Genomic DNA, 17,813 nt, shown 5'->3' on the forward strand with positions numbered 1-17,813 from the left:
TACATACTCCATACATAGTTGCAGTAAAGTTTAATGATAAATAATGCTTAAAAATTAAATTTAAAACTTCTTCTAAAAACAAAAAAAGTACAGCTTGCACTGTACTTTTAGAGTATAAAAAATGAAATAGTATTATTTCTTTTCAGTAACAATACTGAGCGTTGTTGCTCCTTGTGTCAAACCATCAACATCTGCTTTTATTGAAATGCTTCCGCTGTCTTTAGTGGCTTTAATAATCGCAATGGCTTTTCCTTGATAAGCTCTTGTTTTTTGACCTTGGTAACCATCGTGGTTGATGATGTTTCCATTGTCAACAGCAATAATTTTACCTGAATCAGTAATAGAAAATTGGATTAGATTATCCGCATTGGCACATCTAATTCCTTTTTCGTCCACAATAGTTGCGGTAATAAAAGTGACATCGTCCCAGTTGTTAGCAACTGTGCTTTTGCTTTGCGTTAAAATGATTTTGGCAGGCTTTCCCGCAGAAGTGTGTTCTTCCTGAGTTACCACTTTTCCGTTGTTTTTTCCAATAGCTTTTATTGTTCCTTCTTCGAAAGTAACATTCCATTCTCTTGGTGAATCGTCAGCTGGTTTTTTCAAAGAACCTAATGATTTATCGTTCAGGAAAAGTTCTACTTCTTCGCAGTTACTGTACACATTTACTTTGGCATTATCATAGGTATCAAAGTCGCTCGGGGTCCAATCGGAAACCCAGAAACCGGCACCCGCATTATCTGATTTTCTAACAATATGCACCACAGGTTCTGAAGACCACCAGCTGTCTCTTTGCAACGATTGTTGCTTCCAGTTTCCAGCTCTGTCAAACAAACCTTGATTGTTCGTCGTTTCTGGCCAGTCGGCTTCGCCTAGGTAATCGTAACCGGTCCATAAAAATTGTCCTGCCATATACGGCTTGTCTCTTAAAGCCAGCCATTGATTCAATACATGGGTGTTTTCGGTACCAATAACTTTCCAGTCTGGATGTGCTTCATGAGCTGCAATTAGTTCGTTTTCACGGTAATTCTGACCTACAATTTCCATCTGTGCAGCATAACCATTGTCATATACCTTAGAAACGTTAGGTCTAAAAAGCGCCATCGTTACAGGTCGGGTGTTGTCGTATTTCTTTACGACATCTTCCTGCATCTTGTATTTTTTGTAACCTTCCGGATAGCTTAAATCATCATGAATTTCGTTTCCAATGCTATAAATCACAATCGATGGATGATTTCGGTCTCTTAAAATCATGTCTTTGGTGTCTTGTTCCCACCATTCTTTGAAATATAAATTATATCCTTTTTCACCATTGTGTTTGGCTGCCGTCCAGGTATCGAAAGTTTCATCCATAACTACAAATCCCATTTGGTCACACAAATCAAGAAATTCTGGCGCTACAGGATTATGCGAAGTACGAATTCCGTTTACGCCCACTTCTTTTAATTTTTGCAAGCGCTCTTTCCAAACGCCAAGCGGAACTGCTGCTCCAACGGCTCCACCATCATGATGCAGACAAACTCCTTTTATTTTATAATTTTTATTGTTTAACCAAAAACCAGTTTCGGCTCTAAATTCGGCGTTTCTGATTCCAATAGTAATCGTCTGATTGTCGATAAGTGTTTTCCCTGAATACAATTTGGTATTCACCGTATATAAATTGGGCGCTTCAATATCCCATAATTTAGGATTTAGAATTTCAATTTCCTTTGATAATTCGTTGGTTTTATTGGCTGAAATATTTTCCTGGCTTTCGCTGGATTTTACCACTTTTCCAGTATTATCTATAACTTCAATTTGTAATTTATAAATTCCGGAAGCCCCTTTATTTTCTATTTCGGTTTTGATACTTACCACTGCTTTTTTTGCAGTAGGATTAGGAGTTGTAATCTGTGTTCCCCAATGTTTAAAATGTGTTTTATTTACTGCAACTAAACGCACATGACGATAAATTCCCGCACCTGTATAATAGCGTGAAGCGGGTTGGATAGTGTTGTCAGCTCTAACTGCAATGGTGTTGGTTTTATCTTTTCCAAAGTTCAAATAAGGTGTCAAATCATAACTGAAACTGATGTAGCCATAAGGACGTTTTCCTAAATGTTTTCCGTTGATCCAAACGTCACTATTAGCCATAACACCATCAAATTCGATAGCGAATAATTTATTGGCATCGGCAGCGTCAACCTTAAAGGTTTTGCGATACCAACCAATCCCGGCAGGCAAATAACCACCGCCACGTGCTGTTGGATTTTCACGGTCATAAGGACCTTCAATGCTCCAATCGTGAGGCACGTCAAGATTTCTCCAGCTTTTATCGTTGAACTCTGGTTTTTCAGCACCGGCTATTTCTCCTTTTGTAAATTGCCAGTTCGCATCAAAATTGATGGTTTGTCTCCCTTGAGCTAAAATTGTCGTGGCAAAAGCTAAAAAGAATAAAAGGCTGTAGGCTTTTATGTTTTTTGGATTCTTCATTTTTATGGTGTTTAAGTTGGTTTATTTTACGTTTCTTCTGCCAATTACAGAGAATGGCAAACAGGTCTGTGGTCTTTTTTATTTAATCTCTTTAGGTTTAATTCCTCGGAGCTTTGCTTCGTTTTTTACCGCAGATTCGCGATTTTCATATTATAATCTGCGAATCTGCGGTTGTTTTTTAATACCTCGTGGGCTCAGCTCCGTGGCAGTTTAATTCGTTAGCAAACAGGCGGATCTTATTTTAAAATCAAATTGATTTTTTCTAATTCTTCCGTGCTGAAATTGGTGTTTTCCAAAGCTTTAATAGAATCTATAATTTGCTCCGGTTTGCTGGAACCAATTAATACCGATGTTATTCGCTCATCACGTAAAATCCAGGCCAATGCCATTTGTGCTAATTTTTGTCCTCTTTCTTTGGCAATGTTATTAAGCGCTATAATTTTTTCAATTCTTTCAGGAGTAATATGATCTGCTTTTAGGAATTGTCCGCTGGTGGCTACTCTGGAATCGGCTGGAATTCCGTTCAAATATTTGTCAGTCAATAAGCCTTGTGCCAATGGAGAAAACGGAATGCAACCTACTTGTTCTTTACCCAATAAATCCAAAAGTCCGTCTTCTACCCAACGCTCAAACATTGAATATTTTGGCTGGTGAATCAGGCAAGGAGTTCCCATTTCTTTTAATATTTTAAATGCTTTTTCAGCTTCGGCCGGACGATAGTTTGAAATACCCACATACAAAGCTTTTCCTTGTTGAACAATCAAATTCAAAGCTGCCATGGTTTCCTCTAAAGGCGTTTCCGGATCAGGTCTATGGTGGTAAAAAATATCGACATATTCCAAGTCCATTCTTTTTAAACTTTGGTCTAAACTGGAAACCAAATATTTTTTCGAACCCCAATCGCCATAAGGTCCGTCCCACATCGTATAACCGGCCTTAGACGAAATAATCATTTCGTCCCTGTAGTTTTTAAAATCTGATTTAAAAATTTTTCCTAAACATGTTTCAGCCGAACCTGGAGGCGGACCGTAATTGTTAGCCAAATCAAAATGGGTAATTCCATTATCAAAAGCAGTTTTAATTAAGTTTCTGCTGTTTTCAAAATCACTGTTTTCTCCGAAGTTGTGCCAAAGTCCTAATGAAAATGCAGATAATTTCAATCCTGAATTTCCACATCTGCGGTATTCCATTTTATCGTATCGGTTTGCTGCTGGTTGATATGTCATATTTTTGTTATTTTTTCGTAATCGTTTACGGTGATTATTAAATTTTTTTTATTCTCTTTTGGAAGACTCTCTTGTGATTAATGTTGGAGTCAGTATTCTTTTTTGATGGTTTGTTTTTTCTCCTTTTTTCGAAATTAACTCGTAAATAAGATGGAAGGCTTCTTCGCCCATTTGTACTGTTTTTTGATCCACAGTAGATAGAGAAGGAGTGATGTGTTCCCCAAATAAGTCATTGCAAAAACCAATGACTCCAAACTCATTAGGAGCCTGAATTGCTCTTTCTTTTAATTCTTTTAAAACGCCAAGAGCGGTAAAATCTTCCACGGCAAAAATAGCATCCGGCTTATTTTCTAAATTTAAAAAATAAGCTGCACCTATTCTTCCTGCTTCAATGCTGATGTCTCCGTTGTAAATTAAGTTGTTGTCAAAAAGAATATTGTATTGTTCCAATGCAGCTTTGTAACCTCTAATTCTTTCCGAAAAAGCTTTGATATGCTGCGGTCCGGAAATGTGTGCAATCCTTTTGTATCCTGATTTTATAAGGGATTCGGTTGCCATAAATGCACCCAAATAATCATCAATACAAACCGAAGAAATTTCTAAATCGTCATTGGTTCGGTCAAAAAAAGCAATCGGAATATTTTTCTCTTTAACCGATTTGAAATGAGAGAAATTAGTGGTGTTTTTAGAAATGGAAACCAGAATGCCATCGACTCTGGCACCAATAAAAGTGTCAATTCCCTTTTTTTCAAATTCTTCCGATTCATTCGATTGATAGATCAAAACATCATAGCCATGTTGACTCGCTAAATTTGAAATGCCATGAATTACAGATCCAAAGAATAAGTGTTCGGCTGTTGGAATTAAAACACCAATCAGTTTTGTTTTTCCAGAACGTAGGGATGAAGCTATTTTGTTGGGCATATAATCCAAACGTTCGGCGACTGCTTTTACTTTTTTCTTCGTACTGGCACTTATTTCAGGATGATTGCTTAAGGCACGGGAAACCGTTGCAGGAGCAATTCCTAATTCTTTGGCAATATCGCTAATGGTTATTTTATTCTTCATATTTCCGTAATCGTTTACGAAAATAGAATTTTATTTTGAAATAGCGAAATTGAAGTAAGTTAAATTTTGTAGATTGTTGTTTACGAATGCTTTTTCATGTCCTTTACCAAATTAGCAGTAAAAAACACAATTGCAATTCCACCTAAGCCAATGCAAAGCCACATAAACCAGGCTTGTTGCCAAAAAGACTGGGTTTTGATTTTGTTTTCTTTAGCAGTAAGATGTTGGATGTCATGAATTGTAGCTTCAGGTAAATCAGTATTAATGTTGTTTTTGAAGTTTTCTAAATCGTATTCTGGCTGATTAAGTTTTGGATTTCCTGTTTGTATGTTGTAGGTTTCATTGGCTTTCAAATCGGCAATTACAGTAATTGGATTTTGGAAAAACTGAATTTTAGCAAAAGTCAAAGGTTGATTGTCGTGATTTTCAATTTCGATAAAAAAATCTTTTTCGAAAAGCTGCTGAATGGTAAAGATGTTCTTTTGATTGGAATTTAATTCGAAATTGGAAAGCGTTTCTTGATAGCTTTTGGTTTTGTGTTTTATAACCGTTTTTTTATTGACAAATATTCGGGCATTGCGTTGGAATAAATTCGGATTGGATACCGTGAAATGAATTTGGTTAACAATTTGTGGATACTTAAAAGCAACATGAATCAGCGTTTTTTTCTGCGCCTGAATTTGCATTGTTTTAATGCTACTTGTTTTAATTTCAATTAAATCGGCAGCATTGATTTTATGGGTAAAGTAGCCAATTTTTAAGATGTTTATGGGTAATGATATACTGTCGTTTAAATCAATTTTTAAATAGCGATAGGAGGAAAGGGGCAACGGAATGGTCTTGAAAACACTAACAGCTTCACTATTTTCAAGTTCGCTTAAAACGGCTTTGTTCACTAATCCAAACCATTCTTTTTGGTCATTACTACCGCTGATGCTGTACGGTTTTCTAACGTCAGAATTGTTTATCGATAGTGCGATTTCGGAAATAGATGTTTTATCATTTTCGAAAATAATAGTGGTTTCTTTCTTTGGAATTGCCGTTCTGGAAAGTATTTTAAATTCCGAAAAAGAGCTGGATTTGCTTTCCATATTTCCTTGCAGAATATAATAAGGCACTTCAGTTCCATTGGGATCAAGGATTCTAAAATCACTCAGATCTTCTTTCGAAAAAGAACGAATTTCAGAAGGCAAACTCATTTTATGTAAACCATTTTTGGCTACAGCATTGATTTTTGCAGTAGTGTTGGATTGTGCCAAAATACCATTGGTAAGCAGCAGAATTAAAAACGCTAAAAATTTATTCAGTTTCATTGTTGGCGTGGTTTTTATTATCATCCTGAACCAATATTTTTAATTTTTGGTACACAAATGAAATAATTAGAATTAGAACTCCCAATAAGATAAAGGCAATTATTTTTCCAGTTTCGGAAGCATTGCTGATGTCGAACAAAAATAATTTTAAAATGGTAATTCCTAATAAGATTAAAGCCGCTATTCGTAGGTTTTTAATGTGTTTTCGAATTCCAATAATTAGGAAAACAAAAGCCAGAATTCCCCATAAAATAGGATATGCTGTTTTTATAATTTGGTTTCGGCTGAGTTGTATTTGGTCAAAAGCGATTTGTTGTTTTAGATACTGCAAATTGCTTACTGCGTAATTTTTATAAAGCGGACTAGATTGAACATCCTGCGCTGTAACTGGTACATTTGAAAATACCAATCCGTGAAGCATTAATTCGGTACTGGCTAGATAGACAATGAAAAATGCGGCAATCCAAATAAAAAATTTCTTTTGGAATATTTCAAATATTGGATTTTCAGAATTGATTTGGTACAGCTTATAGCCAAAAAACAGCGTAATAATTAACGAAATATAGTGCAAATAGAATCCGATTCTTTGATGAATTCCTGTTGTAATGTATTGCTCGTGTTCGTAAAACGAATAGTTAGAGAAGAAAAATGTAAACAATACAATATTGATAATCGCTAGGATATTGGCAAGTTGGTTAGCAACCGTATTTTTGATTTTATAAAAATAGTTGAAAACAAAAACACTAAAAATGAAATGATAAGTAACAGGAAGTGTAAATGCCGAATTCACTCCTTGGATATGAAGATTAGCCTGGTAATTTACTTCAAATAATCCAACCAAATAACCGATTAGAATTCCGATGATACTTATAAAATAACGGTACTCTTTTGGGTTAAAAGTGATTCCGAATTGCTGTTGATTTTCTTCTTCGTTTTTTAATAAATAATGGGAAGCAAATAAGGAAGCAACGGCAAAAATACCTGTTAAGAATATTTTATTGAATACAATTGGTAACGTAAGATCAGATAGATAAATTGCTTTCCAGTCCATCAACAAGCTAATGGTCATTAAGGCTTGAACAATAACTGAAGCAAATCGGTAATAATTTATTTTTGATTTTTGAGCCAGCCATAATAAAATTACGGCTTCTGCTGCCCAAAATAAAGTAATGAAATTGCCTTCAAATTGTATTGGAATAGCGAGTGTTATAAAGGTAAGCGTCAATCCAATCAATAAGTAAACGGCTGTTTTGTCCAGACCCATTTTTTTGTATAAAAAGCAGGCGTAAGTAAAATTCAATAATCCCAATGCGGTGGTGAATATTCCTTTAAGTTCAGGATGGAAATTTTCTAAAATCACCATTCCGGCAGCATAAAACAAAAAGCTATTACTGGCCAGAATACTCAATTCTGTTACAGAAAAAAGTCCTTTGGTTCTAATATTGTTGATAATGTTGATGAGTATGAAAACAAAATAAAATGCAAATCCAAAAATTAACCCACCAAGATAATGCGGTGTTTTTTCATCGAGTTCATTAAATAACCAACCGCCATACAACAATACGGTAAAGGAGTAAGACAAGATGTTTATGATTCCCCATTTTTTATAATACGCTAACGCTAAAATCCCGATGTTTAAAATGAGGATATAGCTAAACAATACCACATAATTTCCTTCGCCCGTGCTAAGCATAAACGGAACTGCAAATCCGCCAATTAGAGATAGTACAGCCAACTCTTTTCGGTTATAAGAAAGTGAAATGAGTGAACTAAATACGGTAATAAGCACCATAATGATGAATGCCACGGTTTGACCAAATAAATGATAACTGTGGAAAGCAATAGCAATAGTAAAGTAGAAAACAGCAATGGCACCAGCTACAAAAACAGAGCTGAAGGCGGCATATTTTTTACGTAATTTATGTGCAACTCCCAGTATTAATGCGCCAGCAAGCATACCAATTCCCACACGGGCCGGTTCGTTAATCCAGTCTTTGTCGATAGCGTATTTTACAAAATAACTAATGCCTAAAACCAGAATTAAAATTCCGATTTTGTTGATTAGGTTTTCGCCAATAAATTTCTCTAAGTCAGGATTGTTTTCTCTGAATCTTTCCCAAAAAGTTTTCTCAGGTTCTACAGGAATGTATGATTTTGGTGCTGGTTTTGGTTCTTCCGTTTTTGGAGTAGGAACTGTCTCTATTGGCTGAATAACGTTCTCTGTTTTTTCCTGAATTGTTTCCTTTTCAATAGGAACAGGGGCTATTGGTTTTTCGATTGCAACAGCTACTGGAGGTTTTGTAGCTTCAGGAGTTGCAATTGGTTTTTCAGGAAGTTTTTCTACTACTTTTTGTTGGTCTATTTTCCGACTCAATTCTCTTAAATTGTCTTCAAGTCCGTCGAATTTTGAATCAAGAGTGGTTTTGATATAGTATAAAAATCCAAAAAGTAATAACAATAAAAAAATAGTCATAGCAGGTTTTTTGAAAATAATGAAATGTAAATATAGTAACATTTATAAATCAACTGTCATTTTTTTCTGATGTTAGCTGCTTTTTTTAAGTTGGTTTATTCGTTTTTGCTAGTGTATTGTTTTTTATAAAAGAATTAAATTGGTTCTTATTATTCTGGTTGATGGCAACGAATGCTATTTTTTTGAGAAATAAAAATAATTTTCAAAACCCTATTTTTTTAATGTTTGTAGGGATTGTTCTCTTTGTTTGATAAAATATTATGTTAAAATTTTAAGATATTCGAAAATTGATTATTTATTTTTAGATTTGACCCACTAACCCTTAAAGCATATTTTAAATGGCATTTGTAAATAAATACAATGACATAGATCTTGTGAAGCGTCTTCAGGAAAACGAAGAAGAAGCTTTGACGATTATTTATAAAGAATATTGGGAAATCATGTATTTGGCGGCCTATAATCTTGTTAAAGATAGATCGGTATGTGAGGATATAGTTCAGGAAGTGTTTATTTCGCTATGGCAAAGAAGGGCGAAATTGCAGATAAAAGTTTCTTTGAAAAGTTATTTGTACACTAGCACTGTGTATAAAGTTTATGACCATTTTGATAAAAATAAAAAGATGCTAAAGGGCGAGTTGTTTGATAATTTTGAAAATAAAATTGAAACTTCTAATCCAGAAACCAAGTTAATGCATGAAGAATTAATTCATCATTTAGATTCCATTATTGATACTTTACCGGACAAATGCAAAGAGGTTTATAAGTTGAGCAGAGAGAATATGTTGTCTAATAAAGAGATTGCTGAGCAATTAAATATTTCGCAACGTACGGTTGAAGGCCATATTTCTAAAGCTTTAAAGATTTTAAAGGAATCGCTTGGAGTAGCCGTAAGTATTGAGTTTATCACACTTTTTTTAAAGTAAAAAAATAAGATGTGTAAAAAAAAGTAAAAATAATTACAAATAGAGCAGGTGTGAAACGTTTTTTTGGAGACTTAGTTATATAAGCATACAAAAAACGAACAAATGAGTTTCAATCACCAACACTATTTTTCAGAATTAGTTAGTAAACTTCTCGATGGTTCTATTACGAAAGAGGAATTAGACAAACTACTGAATTTCTTTTTAAATAATCAGGAAATCGAAAATTGGCCTGCTCATTTAGGATCCAAAGAAGATGTGCAGCAAAGAATGCATGAAAAAATCCGATTAGAATTGGATTTCGATAAAAAAGAAGAAACTAAAGTAATTCCGTTATATCAAAAACCTTTCTTTAAATATGCTGTAGCGGCATCAGTAGCAGTATTGATAACATTTACAGCTTTTTTTAATCAACAAGAAACAAATACTGTTGTTGCAGCGGTTCCTAACAAAATAGAAGTTGGTACTGATAAAGCGATGTTAACTTTGGAAGATGGTTCCACTGTTGTTTTAGAAAAAGGTAAAACTTACAATAATAAAAACGTAAATAGCACTGGAAAAGAGTTGTTGTACAACAAATCCAATTCGGCTTCAAAAAAAGTAGCGTATAATTATTTGACTATTCCACGAGGTGGGCAGTTTGCCATCACGCTTTCTGATGGTACAAAAGTTTGGTTAAACTCAGAAACCAAATTGAAATTTCCGGTAAATTTTGTAGAAGGAAAAACCAGAGAAGTAGAATTAGTTTATGGTGAAGCTTACTTTGATGTGTCTCCAAGTACAGCTCATAAAGGGGCAGGTTTTACAGTGTCTCAAAAGGCTCAGGAAATCCATGTTATAGGTACCGAATTTAATATAAAAGCATACAAAGACGATTCGAGTATTTCTACCACTTTAGTAGAAGGAAAGGTCGAAATGCAATTTGATAATGTCAAACAAAACTTAATTCCAAATCAACGCGCCAATTTTGACCTTAAGACCAACAAGGTGAAAATAGCCAAGGTAGATGTCTATAGCGAAATATGCTGGAAAGATGGTGTTTTCAGTTTTGAGGATAAGCCACTTGATGAAATTATGAAAGTGTTATCGAGATGGTATGATATTCAGGTTGTTTTTGAAAACGAATCTATCAAAAAAGAGCAATTTAATGGAGTTTTAATAAAAGACAGAAATATTGATGAGATTTTGAGGTCTATTAAAAACTCCGGAATTATAAAGAAATATGAATTTAAAAATAAAACCTTGATACTGAAATAAAAAAAAAGAGGGTTAGTAGTTTAGATATTTAGCGGTTTCCTTACTACTTCCCTCCCTATACATTAATTAAACTATTGTTCAACTAACAACCACAAAACTATGAAAATTAATTCTATTAATTGTCGTTTTGAATTTCAAAAACGGCTTCTATTGATTATGATGAAAACATTTTTAATCCTATTTTGTACGACCGTTTTCAGTTTCAATACTGAAACCACCTTTTCGCAGGCAAAAATATCTATTGATGAAAATCAATTGGTTTCGGTCAAAGAAGTTTTTAAAATAATTCAAAAGCAAACCAATTACAGTTTTATTTATCCTAACGACTTTTTTAAAGATGCCCCAAAGGTGCAATTGAAAAAAGGCACCATTGAAATTTCTAAATTATTAGCTCCGATTTTTAAATCCCGTAATTTGAATTTTGAAATAACAGCTGATAAGAATATTATCATTAAAGAGGCTTTGAATATTGAGGCGAAAGAAAAGCCCATTGAAGCGAAAGAAAAAGCTGTTCAGGAAATAAAAGTGTCCGGTAAAATAACCGATGAGAATAATCAGCCTATTCCGGGAGCAAGTATTCTTGTTAAAGGAACTCAAATAGCCACACAGACTGATCTTGACGGTAAATATTTAATAAAAGTACCATCAAATGAGAGTGTTTTGGTTGTATCATTTATAGGATATGGAACCAAAGAAATAAAGATTAATAATCAGTCAGTAATCAATTTCCAACTTCTGCCAGAAACCGCAAAATTAGAAGAAGTTGTTGTAGTGGGTTACGGTTCAAGTAAACAAAAAGATTTAACGGGTTCTGTTTCTTCTGTAAAATCAGAAAATTTTAACAAAGGACCGCAATTGAGCGCACAGCAAGCTATTCAAGGAAAAATGGCTGGTGTTGTAATTGCTCAGAATAGTGGTAAACCAGGAGGATCTAATACAGTAATCATTCGTGGAGGAACTTCCTTAACAGGAACCAATGATCCTTTGTATGTTATTGATGGTGTGCCAATTTCTACTTCGGCAGGAGTGAGTTCAGCAAATATCAGAGGGAATGGAACTGACTTTTTTGATCAGGAACCAACCAATCCTTTGATGACCATTAATCCAAATGATATTGAATCGGTAACTGTTTTGAAAGACGCTTCTTCAACAGCTATTTATGGTTCAAGAGGAGCAAATGGTGTAATTGTTATTACAACCAAAAAAGGAAAATCAGGAAATTTAAAAGTGAGTCTTGATGTTACCGGAGGTATTGCTACAGTTTCAAATAAATTAGATGTATTGTCAGCTGATGAATACAGAAAAATTAATACCGATTTAGGTTTGACTTTTTCTGATTTAGGTGGAAATACCAATTGGCAGGACGAAATTTACAGAACCGCAAAAACACAGGATTATAATTTATCTTTTTCAGGTGGCTCAGACAAAACCGCATACAGAGCTTCTTTAGGATATGGTAATCAGGAAGGAGTATTAATTGGTTCTAAATTAGAAAGAGCTAATGCAAGAATCAACGTGAATCATTCCGCACTTGATGATAAACTTACATTTGATTTTAGAGTGAATTATGGTCAAACATTCTCTAATAATTCACCGGTGTCAAATACGGTAGGAAGTGAAGCAGGAACAAGTATTAACTATGAATCCTATGTCTTTAATCCAACGTATCCAATTTATGATGCCAATGGAAAATACAACCATGTGCCTCCGTATAGAATCAATCCGGTTTCTTTTTCTAATGATGTTTTAGATGAGGTTACCAATAATCGTTTCTTAGGAAATTTATCCACCACTTATAAGATTTTAAACCCTTTAAGTGTAAATGTAAACTTAGGTTATACTAACCAGGCCATCAACAGAAATTCCTATGTTAAAAAATCCAATCCGCTGGGAGAAGGAATGGGCGGATATGCCAGTGTTCAAAAACTAGAAGATTACAGCAAGTTATTAGAAACTATTTTGAGATATAATGACTCATTTGGTAAGCATAGTGTAGATGCTATTGCGGGTTATTCATACCAATATTTTGTAAACGAAGGAATTCGTAATGCCGTATCAGGATTTTTATCAGATGAATTCAAATGGTATAGCCTTCAGGCTGCCAGTACTAATCAAGGAGTAACTTCTTTTAAAGGAAGTAATAAATTGATTTCGATGTATGGTAGGGTAAACTATAATTTTGATGATATTATTCTGGCAACCGCAACTGTGAGAAGAGATGGTTCAAGCCGATTTGGTTCAGGAAATCAATGGGGGGTATTTCCATCGGGGTCTTTGGCATGGAGAGTTTCTAATATGGATTTCTTTAAATCTAAAACTATTTCTGATTTAAAAATCAGAACCAGTTATGGGGTGACAGGAAATCAGGAAATTGGAAATTTGAATTCCATTACAAGATTGGGAGCTACTTCAGCAGGATATATTGTTGGAGGACAAAGAATCACCACTGTATTACCATTGCAATATGCTAATCCGGATTTAAAATGGGAGCAAACTGCACAGTTTAATACGGGTATCGATTATTCGATATTAGATGGTAGAATTCGCGGAAGCATCGATTATTATGTTAAAAAAACTACTGATCTTTTATTGCGTATTCCGGTGCCTTCGCCTACAGCTGTTAGTACCCAATTAGCAAACGTGGGAAGTGTACAGAATAAAGGTATTGAGTTAGAGATTTCAGCCGATATCATTAAAAAAGCTGATTTTTCATGGAGTACTTCTATCAACTATACAAGAAATAGAAATAAGGTATTAAGTCTTTCTAACAGCTTGTACAAAGGGGATAATATTCAGGTTGCACCATTGCAAGGACAAGGCTTAACAGCAGGTATTTATGCCCAACTTATACAACCGGGATTGCCTGTGGGGACTTTTTACGGAAGAGAATTCAAAGGAATCGAAAATGGTGTTGAGATAATTGATCCTGAAATGAAAGTTATTGGTTGTGCCCAACCGGATTTTACATTTGGTATTACCAATTCATTAAATTATAAGAGATTTTCATTAGGATTTAATTTTAGAGGATCTGTTGGGAATGATGTGTTTAATTTAACTGCTAATAATTTAGGGTATTTAAGTAATCTTCCTGGACGAAATGTATTGCAGGAAGCTGTTTCAAGCGGTGTTTTAAGAACGCAACCTAAACAATATTCTTCCAGATGGATTGAGGATGGTTCTTTTGTAAGATTAGACAATGTTACTTTAGGTTATGATATTAATCTTAAAAATTTGCCTGCAATCTCTAATGCAAGATTGTTTATTACGGGACAGAATTTGTTGTTGTTTACTAAATATTCAGGTTTAGATCCTGAGGTTAATTCAGATGTTTCTGGTACTGGAATTGCTCCTATTGGAGTTGATTATTTAGCTTATCCAAAAGCTAAAACAGTAAGTGCCGGATTAAGTGTAACCTTCTAAACTAAACTTCAATTAAAAATAATACTATTATGAAAAAATATATAATCAAATTAATATGGTGTTCATTTGCTGTTTCACTATTATTGCCGGGATGTACCAATTTAGAGGAGGAAACATTCGGAAGTTTGTCTCCTGATACTTATTATAACAATGAAGCAGAGGCACTTTCTTCTGTAGTGGGAGTTTATCAGGCTTTGTCTCAGGTAGCTCATATTGGGGATCCTTGGCGCATTGCCGAATTTGGAACCGATGAGTTTATCGTGCCAGGAAGAGCCAGCGGGGGATGGTTTGATCAAAACAATATTGACATAATCAATCATACTGTAGCTCCAACTAATGCTACTTGTGGTAGAGCATGGAGAAATATTTTTCAGGAAATTGGTACGGCTAATGCTGTTTTAGAAAGTTTGCAGGCATCTCCAAATAGTGCCAATTTAAAAGGATTAATTGCTGAGGTAAGAGCCTTACGTGCTTATGGTTATTTTTATGCAATGGATTTTTGGGGTAATGTACCATTAGTTACTGTGGCAAGAATAGATCCTAATAATTTGCCTGGTACTACTCCCAGAGCGGAAATATTTAATTTTGTTGAGACAGAAATGTTAGCCGCTATAGAAGATTTACCTTCAATAACAACTGTAAACAAAGCAAGTTATTATCCAAGGTTTACAAAAGAAGCTATTTATGGCGCTTTGGCAACCATGTATTTGAATGCTCAGGTATATACAGGAACTCCTAAATGGACTGAAGCTGTTGCCATGTGTGATAAAATTATCAGCACAAATAAATATTCAATGGAAGCAGCTGTAGTAGATAATTTCAAATCGACTAAAGAGCAGAATTCAACAGAGATAATTTCTTCTTTTTCTATTGCGCCAGCACAGAATGCAGGAAACAATCAATTTATTTTATATACTCAAAACGCATTAGATAAATTAAAATATAATTTGCCTTTTACACCGGCCAATGGTTACAGTACCTATCAGGAAGCTCTTGACAGATATGAAAATCAGGATGTCCGTAAGTCATTGATTGAATATGGACCACAATATTATTTAGATGGTGTTACACCTTTAAGATATCCAAACGGAACACAATTAAATATAATTGCTGTACAGAGTTTAATCAGCGCAGAGGATAATGAAGGTTACAAGGTGTTAAAATATACTCCTATAGGAACATCATGGTCTGGTTTTAATGCTGATAATGACTTGGTTTTAATACGTTATGCTGATATTTTATTGATAAAAGCCGAAGCCTTGTTTAGAGGAGGTACTACAACAATCACTGATACACCATTAAATTTAGTAAATACCGTAAGAGGTAGAAGTAATGCGTCTCTTTTATCAAGCTTGACTTTGAAAAATATTGAAGACGAAAGAGCTAGAGAATTGATTTGGGAAGGTCACCGTAGAAGAGATATGATTCGTTTTGGGACTTATTTTACAGGAACCTGGGCATTCAAAACAACGCAAACGGATACTTTTAGAGGTATATATCCTATTCCTCAGGAGCAGCGAACTGCAAATCCAAAACTGGAACAGAATCCAGGTTACCCTTTGAATTAAGTAATAAATTTGGTTAATAAATAGTTGGTTAAACCCATGTGTTCCTAGATTATTCTAAAATACATGGGTTTTTTATCTTAATTTAATTTTGTGTGTAATGATGTCTTTTACCAATGTATCGATTAGATTTATTTTAATTTTTGTTTTAGTACTATCGTTGAACCATAGTTATGGTCAATCTTATACAGGAGTAACTGGAATTAGAGATTCTTCTTATTCTACTAAAAATGCTTATAAATATGATGTAAAAACGCATCCGTCTATCAAGATTGTTACTGAATTTAAGTTTTCTTCAGTTAAAGAAATACGAAATATTAGCTATTGCGAAATTGGGAAACGTAAATTGAATTTGGATGTCTTTTACAATACTGAAAAGGCAAATTCCAAACGAACAGCAATCATCATTATTCACGGTGGCGGTTGGCGAACGGGAATCAGGGAACAACATTATCCGATGGCGCAAAAGTTAGCCAGTTTGGGTTATGTGTGTTTTACACCAGAGTATCGTCTTTCTACCGAAGCACTTTTTCCGGCAGCTGTTTATGATATTAAAGCAGCGATTCGTTGGGTTCGGGAAAATGCCGCAGCTTATAATTTTGATGCCAATCGAATCGCTGTTTTAGGTTTTTCCGCTGGAGGCGAAATGGCGGCTTTTATGGGTACAACGGGAAATATGCCGTTATTTGAAGGAACTTCTTGTAATTTAAATGCAAAATCTCATGCAAATGCCGTGGTAGATATTGACGGAACCTTATCTTTTGTACATCCGGATGGGAGAGAAGGAGATGATAGCAAAGGAATTTCGGCTGGAACCTATTGGTTTGGCTATTCAAAAGCAGAAAACCCGAAATTATGGGAAGCAGCATCGCCGTTGAGTTATGTAAGTGCTCAAACGCCACCAACACTTTTTATCAATAGTGCTGTGCCTTGGATGCATGCGGGCCGGGAAGATTATATCAAAGTTTTGGATAAAAACGGAATCTATTCGGAAGTAAAAGAATTCGAAGGAGCTCCGCATTCATTTTGTTTGTATGAGCCTTGGTTTAGTCCAACAATTCAATATATAGACAATTTTTTAACTAAAGTTTTTAATAAATAATATTTCAATGCTATGAAGCAGTTTTTTCAAAATGTTTTTTGGATGGTCCTTTTTGTTTCTTTTTATGCAAAAGCACAACAAACCACAATTAAGATTCCAAAAGACACTTCTTTTACGGTAAAAAATGAATACAAAAAATACCTGAAAAACTTTCCACATATAAAACCCGCTAAAGATTCTTTGCCGGAAAATGTAAATGAAAGTAGGAACCTGATATATACCACACTAAAAGACACTCCTTTTGGAGACCGAGATTTACATCTTGATGTTTTTTCGCCAAAGAAAAAAGGAAAATATCCAGCCTTAATTATGGTTCATGGCGGAGGATGGAGAGCGGGAGATAAAGCATTGCAAGTACCGCTGGCTCAAAAATTGGCAGCCAAAGGAATTGTAACGGTTTCTGTGGAATACCAATTGTTGCAGGAAGCCAAATATCCGGCAGCTGTTTTTAATATAAAATCGGCAGTGCGATGGGTACGTGCCAATGCGGATAAATACGGAATTGATTCGGATAAAATAGCAATTTCAGGTTGTTCGGCAGGAGGACAATTGGCCTTATTAGTCGGACTTACAAATGGAGTTGAAGTCAAGGAAGGAAATCAGGGGAATTTAGGTTTTTCGAGTGATATACAAGCCATCGTAGATTTGGATGGAGTAGTGGATTTTATGGCACCTTTGTCTCTTAATCTAAAACGAGGTCCTGATTCACCAGATGTACAATGGTTAGGAGGCACTTTTTATGAAAAACCGGAAATTTGGAAAGATGCTTCTCCTATCTTTTGGGCTAATGAAAAATCTTGTCCCATCTTGTTTGTCAATAGTGGTTTTCCAAGATTTCACGCCGGTCAGGATGAGTTAATCGGGATGATGAAAGATTGGGGAATATATACCGAAGTTCATAAATTTGATATCCAGCTCCATACATTCTGGTTGTTTAATCCCTGGATTGATCCAACGGCGAATTATATCAATGATTTTTTAATTAAAGTTTTTAAATAAA

11 protein-coding genes are annotated in these 17,813 nt (G+C 34.7%); 6 read left to right on the top strand and 5 right to left on the bottom strand.

Annotation, left to right across the window (positions count from 1 at the left end):
* Positions 1-132: 132 nt before the first annotated feature.
* From BIW12_RS10255 to BIW12_RS10275, 5 genes are all read right to left on the bottom strand, one after another.
* A complete protein-coding gene (locus tag BIW12_RS10255; RefSeq protein WP_157499543.1) occupies positions 133-2,469 on the bottom strand; it encodes a glycoside hydrolase family 2 TIM barrel-domain containing protein in 2,337 nt (778 codons plus the stop codon).
* A gap of 236 nt (positions 2,470-2,705) precedes the next feature.
* Positions 2,706-3,695 (bottom strand): L-glyceraldehyde 3-phosphate reductase, encoded by a 990-nt coding sequence (mgrA, locus tag BIW12_RS10260; RefSeq protein WP_071185032.1) that lies wholly within the window; start codon positions 3,693-3,695, stop codon positions 2,706-2,708.
* Positions 3,696-3,743: 48 nt separating this feature from the next.
* The gene (locus BIW12_RS10265) at positions 3,744-4,763 is read right to left on the bottom strand and encodes a LacI family DNA-binding transcriptional regulator (RefSeq protein ID WP_071185033.1); all 1,020 of its coding nucleotides are present in this window, start codon (positions 4,761-4,763) and stop codon (positions 3,744-3,746) included.
* A gap of 80 nt (positions 4,764-4,843) precedes the next feature.
* The gene (locus tag BIW12_RS10270) at positions 4,844-6,076 is read right to left on the bottom strand and encodes a hypothetical protein (RefSeq protein ID WP_198033414.1); all 1,233 of its coding nucleotides are present in this window, start codon (positions 6,074-6,076) and stop codon (positions 4,844-4,846) included.
* Positions 6,063-8,549: a DUF2339 domain-containing protein gene (locus BIW12_RS10275; RefSeq protein ID WP_071185035.1), complete on the bottom strand. Its 2,487-nt coding sequence runs from the start codon at positions 8,547-8,549 to the stop codon at positions 6,063-6,065. The genes BIW12_RS10270 and BIW12_RS10275 overlap by 14 nt, the downstream gene beginning before the upstream one ends.
* A 338-nt stretch (positions 8,550-8,887) precedes the next feature.
* Here BIW12_RS10275 and BIW12_RS10280 point away from each other — a divergent pair, with 338 nt between their 5' ends.
* From BIW12_RS10280 to BIW12_RS10305, 6 genes are all read left to right on the top strand, one after another.
* Complete coding sequence (locus tag BIW12_RS10280) at positions 8,888-9,472, top strand: RNA polymerase sigma factor (RefSeq protein WP_071185036.1); 585 nt, start codon at positions 8,888-8,890, stop codon at positions 9,470-9,472.
* 102 nt (positions 9,473-9,574) lie between these two features.
* Positions 9,575-10,726 carry a FecR family protein gene (locus tag BIW12_RS10285; protein WP_071185037.1) on the top strand — a complete coding sequence of 384 codons (1,152 nt, stop codon included), beginning with the start codon at positions 9,575-9,577 and terminating at the stop codon, positions 10,724-10,726.
* A gap of 99 nt (positions 10,727-10,825) precedes the next feature.
* Positions 10,826-14,146: a SusC/RagA family TonB-linked outer membrane protein gene (locus BIW12_RS10290; RefSeq protein WP_198033415.1), complete on the top strand. Its 3,321-nt coding sequence runs from the start codon at positions 10,826-10,828 to the stop codon at positions 14,144-14,146.
* A 29-nt stretch (positions 14,147-14,175) separates the two neighbouring features.
* On the top strand, positions 14,176-15,714 hold the full coding sequence (locus tag BIW12_RS10295; RefSeq protein ID WP_071185039.1) for a RagB/SusD family nutrient uptake outer membrane protein: 1,539 nt from the start codon (positions 14,176-14,178) through the stop codon (positions 15,712-15,714).
* A 97-nt stretch (positions 15,715-15,811) separates the two neighbouring features.
* Positions 15,812-16,813, top strand: coding sequence for an alpha/beta hydrolase (locus BIW12_RS10300; protein WP_232227075.1), 1,002 nt, complete (start codon positions 15,812-15,814; stop codon positions 16,811-16,813).
* A 12-nt stretch (positions 16,814-16,825) separates the two neighbouring features.
* A complete protein-coding gene (locus tag BIW12_RS10305; RefSeq protein ID WP_071185040.1) occupies positions 16,826-17,812 on the top strand; it encodes an alpha/beta hydrolase in 987 nt (328 codons plus the stop codon).
* The last annotated feature ends 1 nt before the right edge of the window (position 17,813 follow it).

The organism is Flavobacterium commune (genome assembly GCF_001857965.1).
Taxonomy (GTDB): Bacteria; Bacteroidota; Bacteroidia; order Flavobacteriales; family Flavobacteriaceae; genus Flavobacterium; species Flavobacterium commune.

Excerpts from the sequence above, each read along its gene's own strand:
- BIW12_RS10255 (WP_157499543.1), bottom strand. The coding sequence starts at position 2,469 with ATGAAGAATCCAAAAAACATAAAAGCCTACAGCCTTTTATTCTTTTTA.
- mgrA (WP_071185032.1), bottom strand. The coding sequence starts at position 3,695 with ATGACATATCAACCAGCAGCAAACCGATACGATAAAATGGAATACCGC.
- BIW12_RS10265 (WP_071185033.1), bottom strand. The coding sequence starts at position 4,763 with ATGAAGAATAAAATAACCATTAGCGATATTGCCAAAGAATTAGGAATT.
- BIW12_RS10270 (WP_198033414.1), bottom strand. The coding sequence starts at position 6,076 with ATGAAACTGAATAAATTTTTAGCGTTTTTAATTCTGCTGCTTACCAAT.
- BIW12_RS10275 (WP_071185035.1), bottom strand. The coding sequence starts at position 8,549 with ATGACTATTTTTTTATTGTTATTACTTTTTGGATTTTTATACTATATC.
- BIW12_RS10280 (WP_071185036.1), top strand. The coding sequence starts at position 8,888 with ATGGCATTTGTAAATAAATACAATGACATAGATCTTGTGAAGCGTCTT.
- BIW12_RS10285 (WP_071185037.1), top strand. The coding sequence starts at position 9,575 with ATGAGTTTCAATCACCAACACTATTTTTCAGAATTAGTTAGTAAACTT.
- BIW12_RS10290 (WP_198033415.1), top strand. The coding sequence starts at position 10,826 with ATGAAAATTAATTCTATTAATTGTCGTTTTGAATTTCAAAAACGGCTT.
- BIW12_RS10295 (WP_071185039.1), top strand. The coding sequence starts at position 14,176 with ATGAAAAAATATATAATCAAATTAATATGGTGTTCATTTGCTGTTTCA.
- BIW12_RS10300 (WP_232227075.1), top strand. The coding sequence starts at position 15,812 with ATGATGTCTTTTACCAATGTATCGATTAGATTTATTTTAATTTTTGTT.
- BIW12_RS10305 (WP_071185040.1), top strand. The coding sequence starts at position 16,826 with ATGAAGCAGTTTTTTCAAAATGTTTTTTGGATGGTCCTTTTTGTTTCT.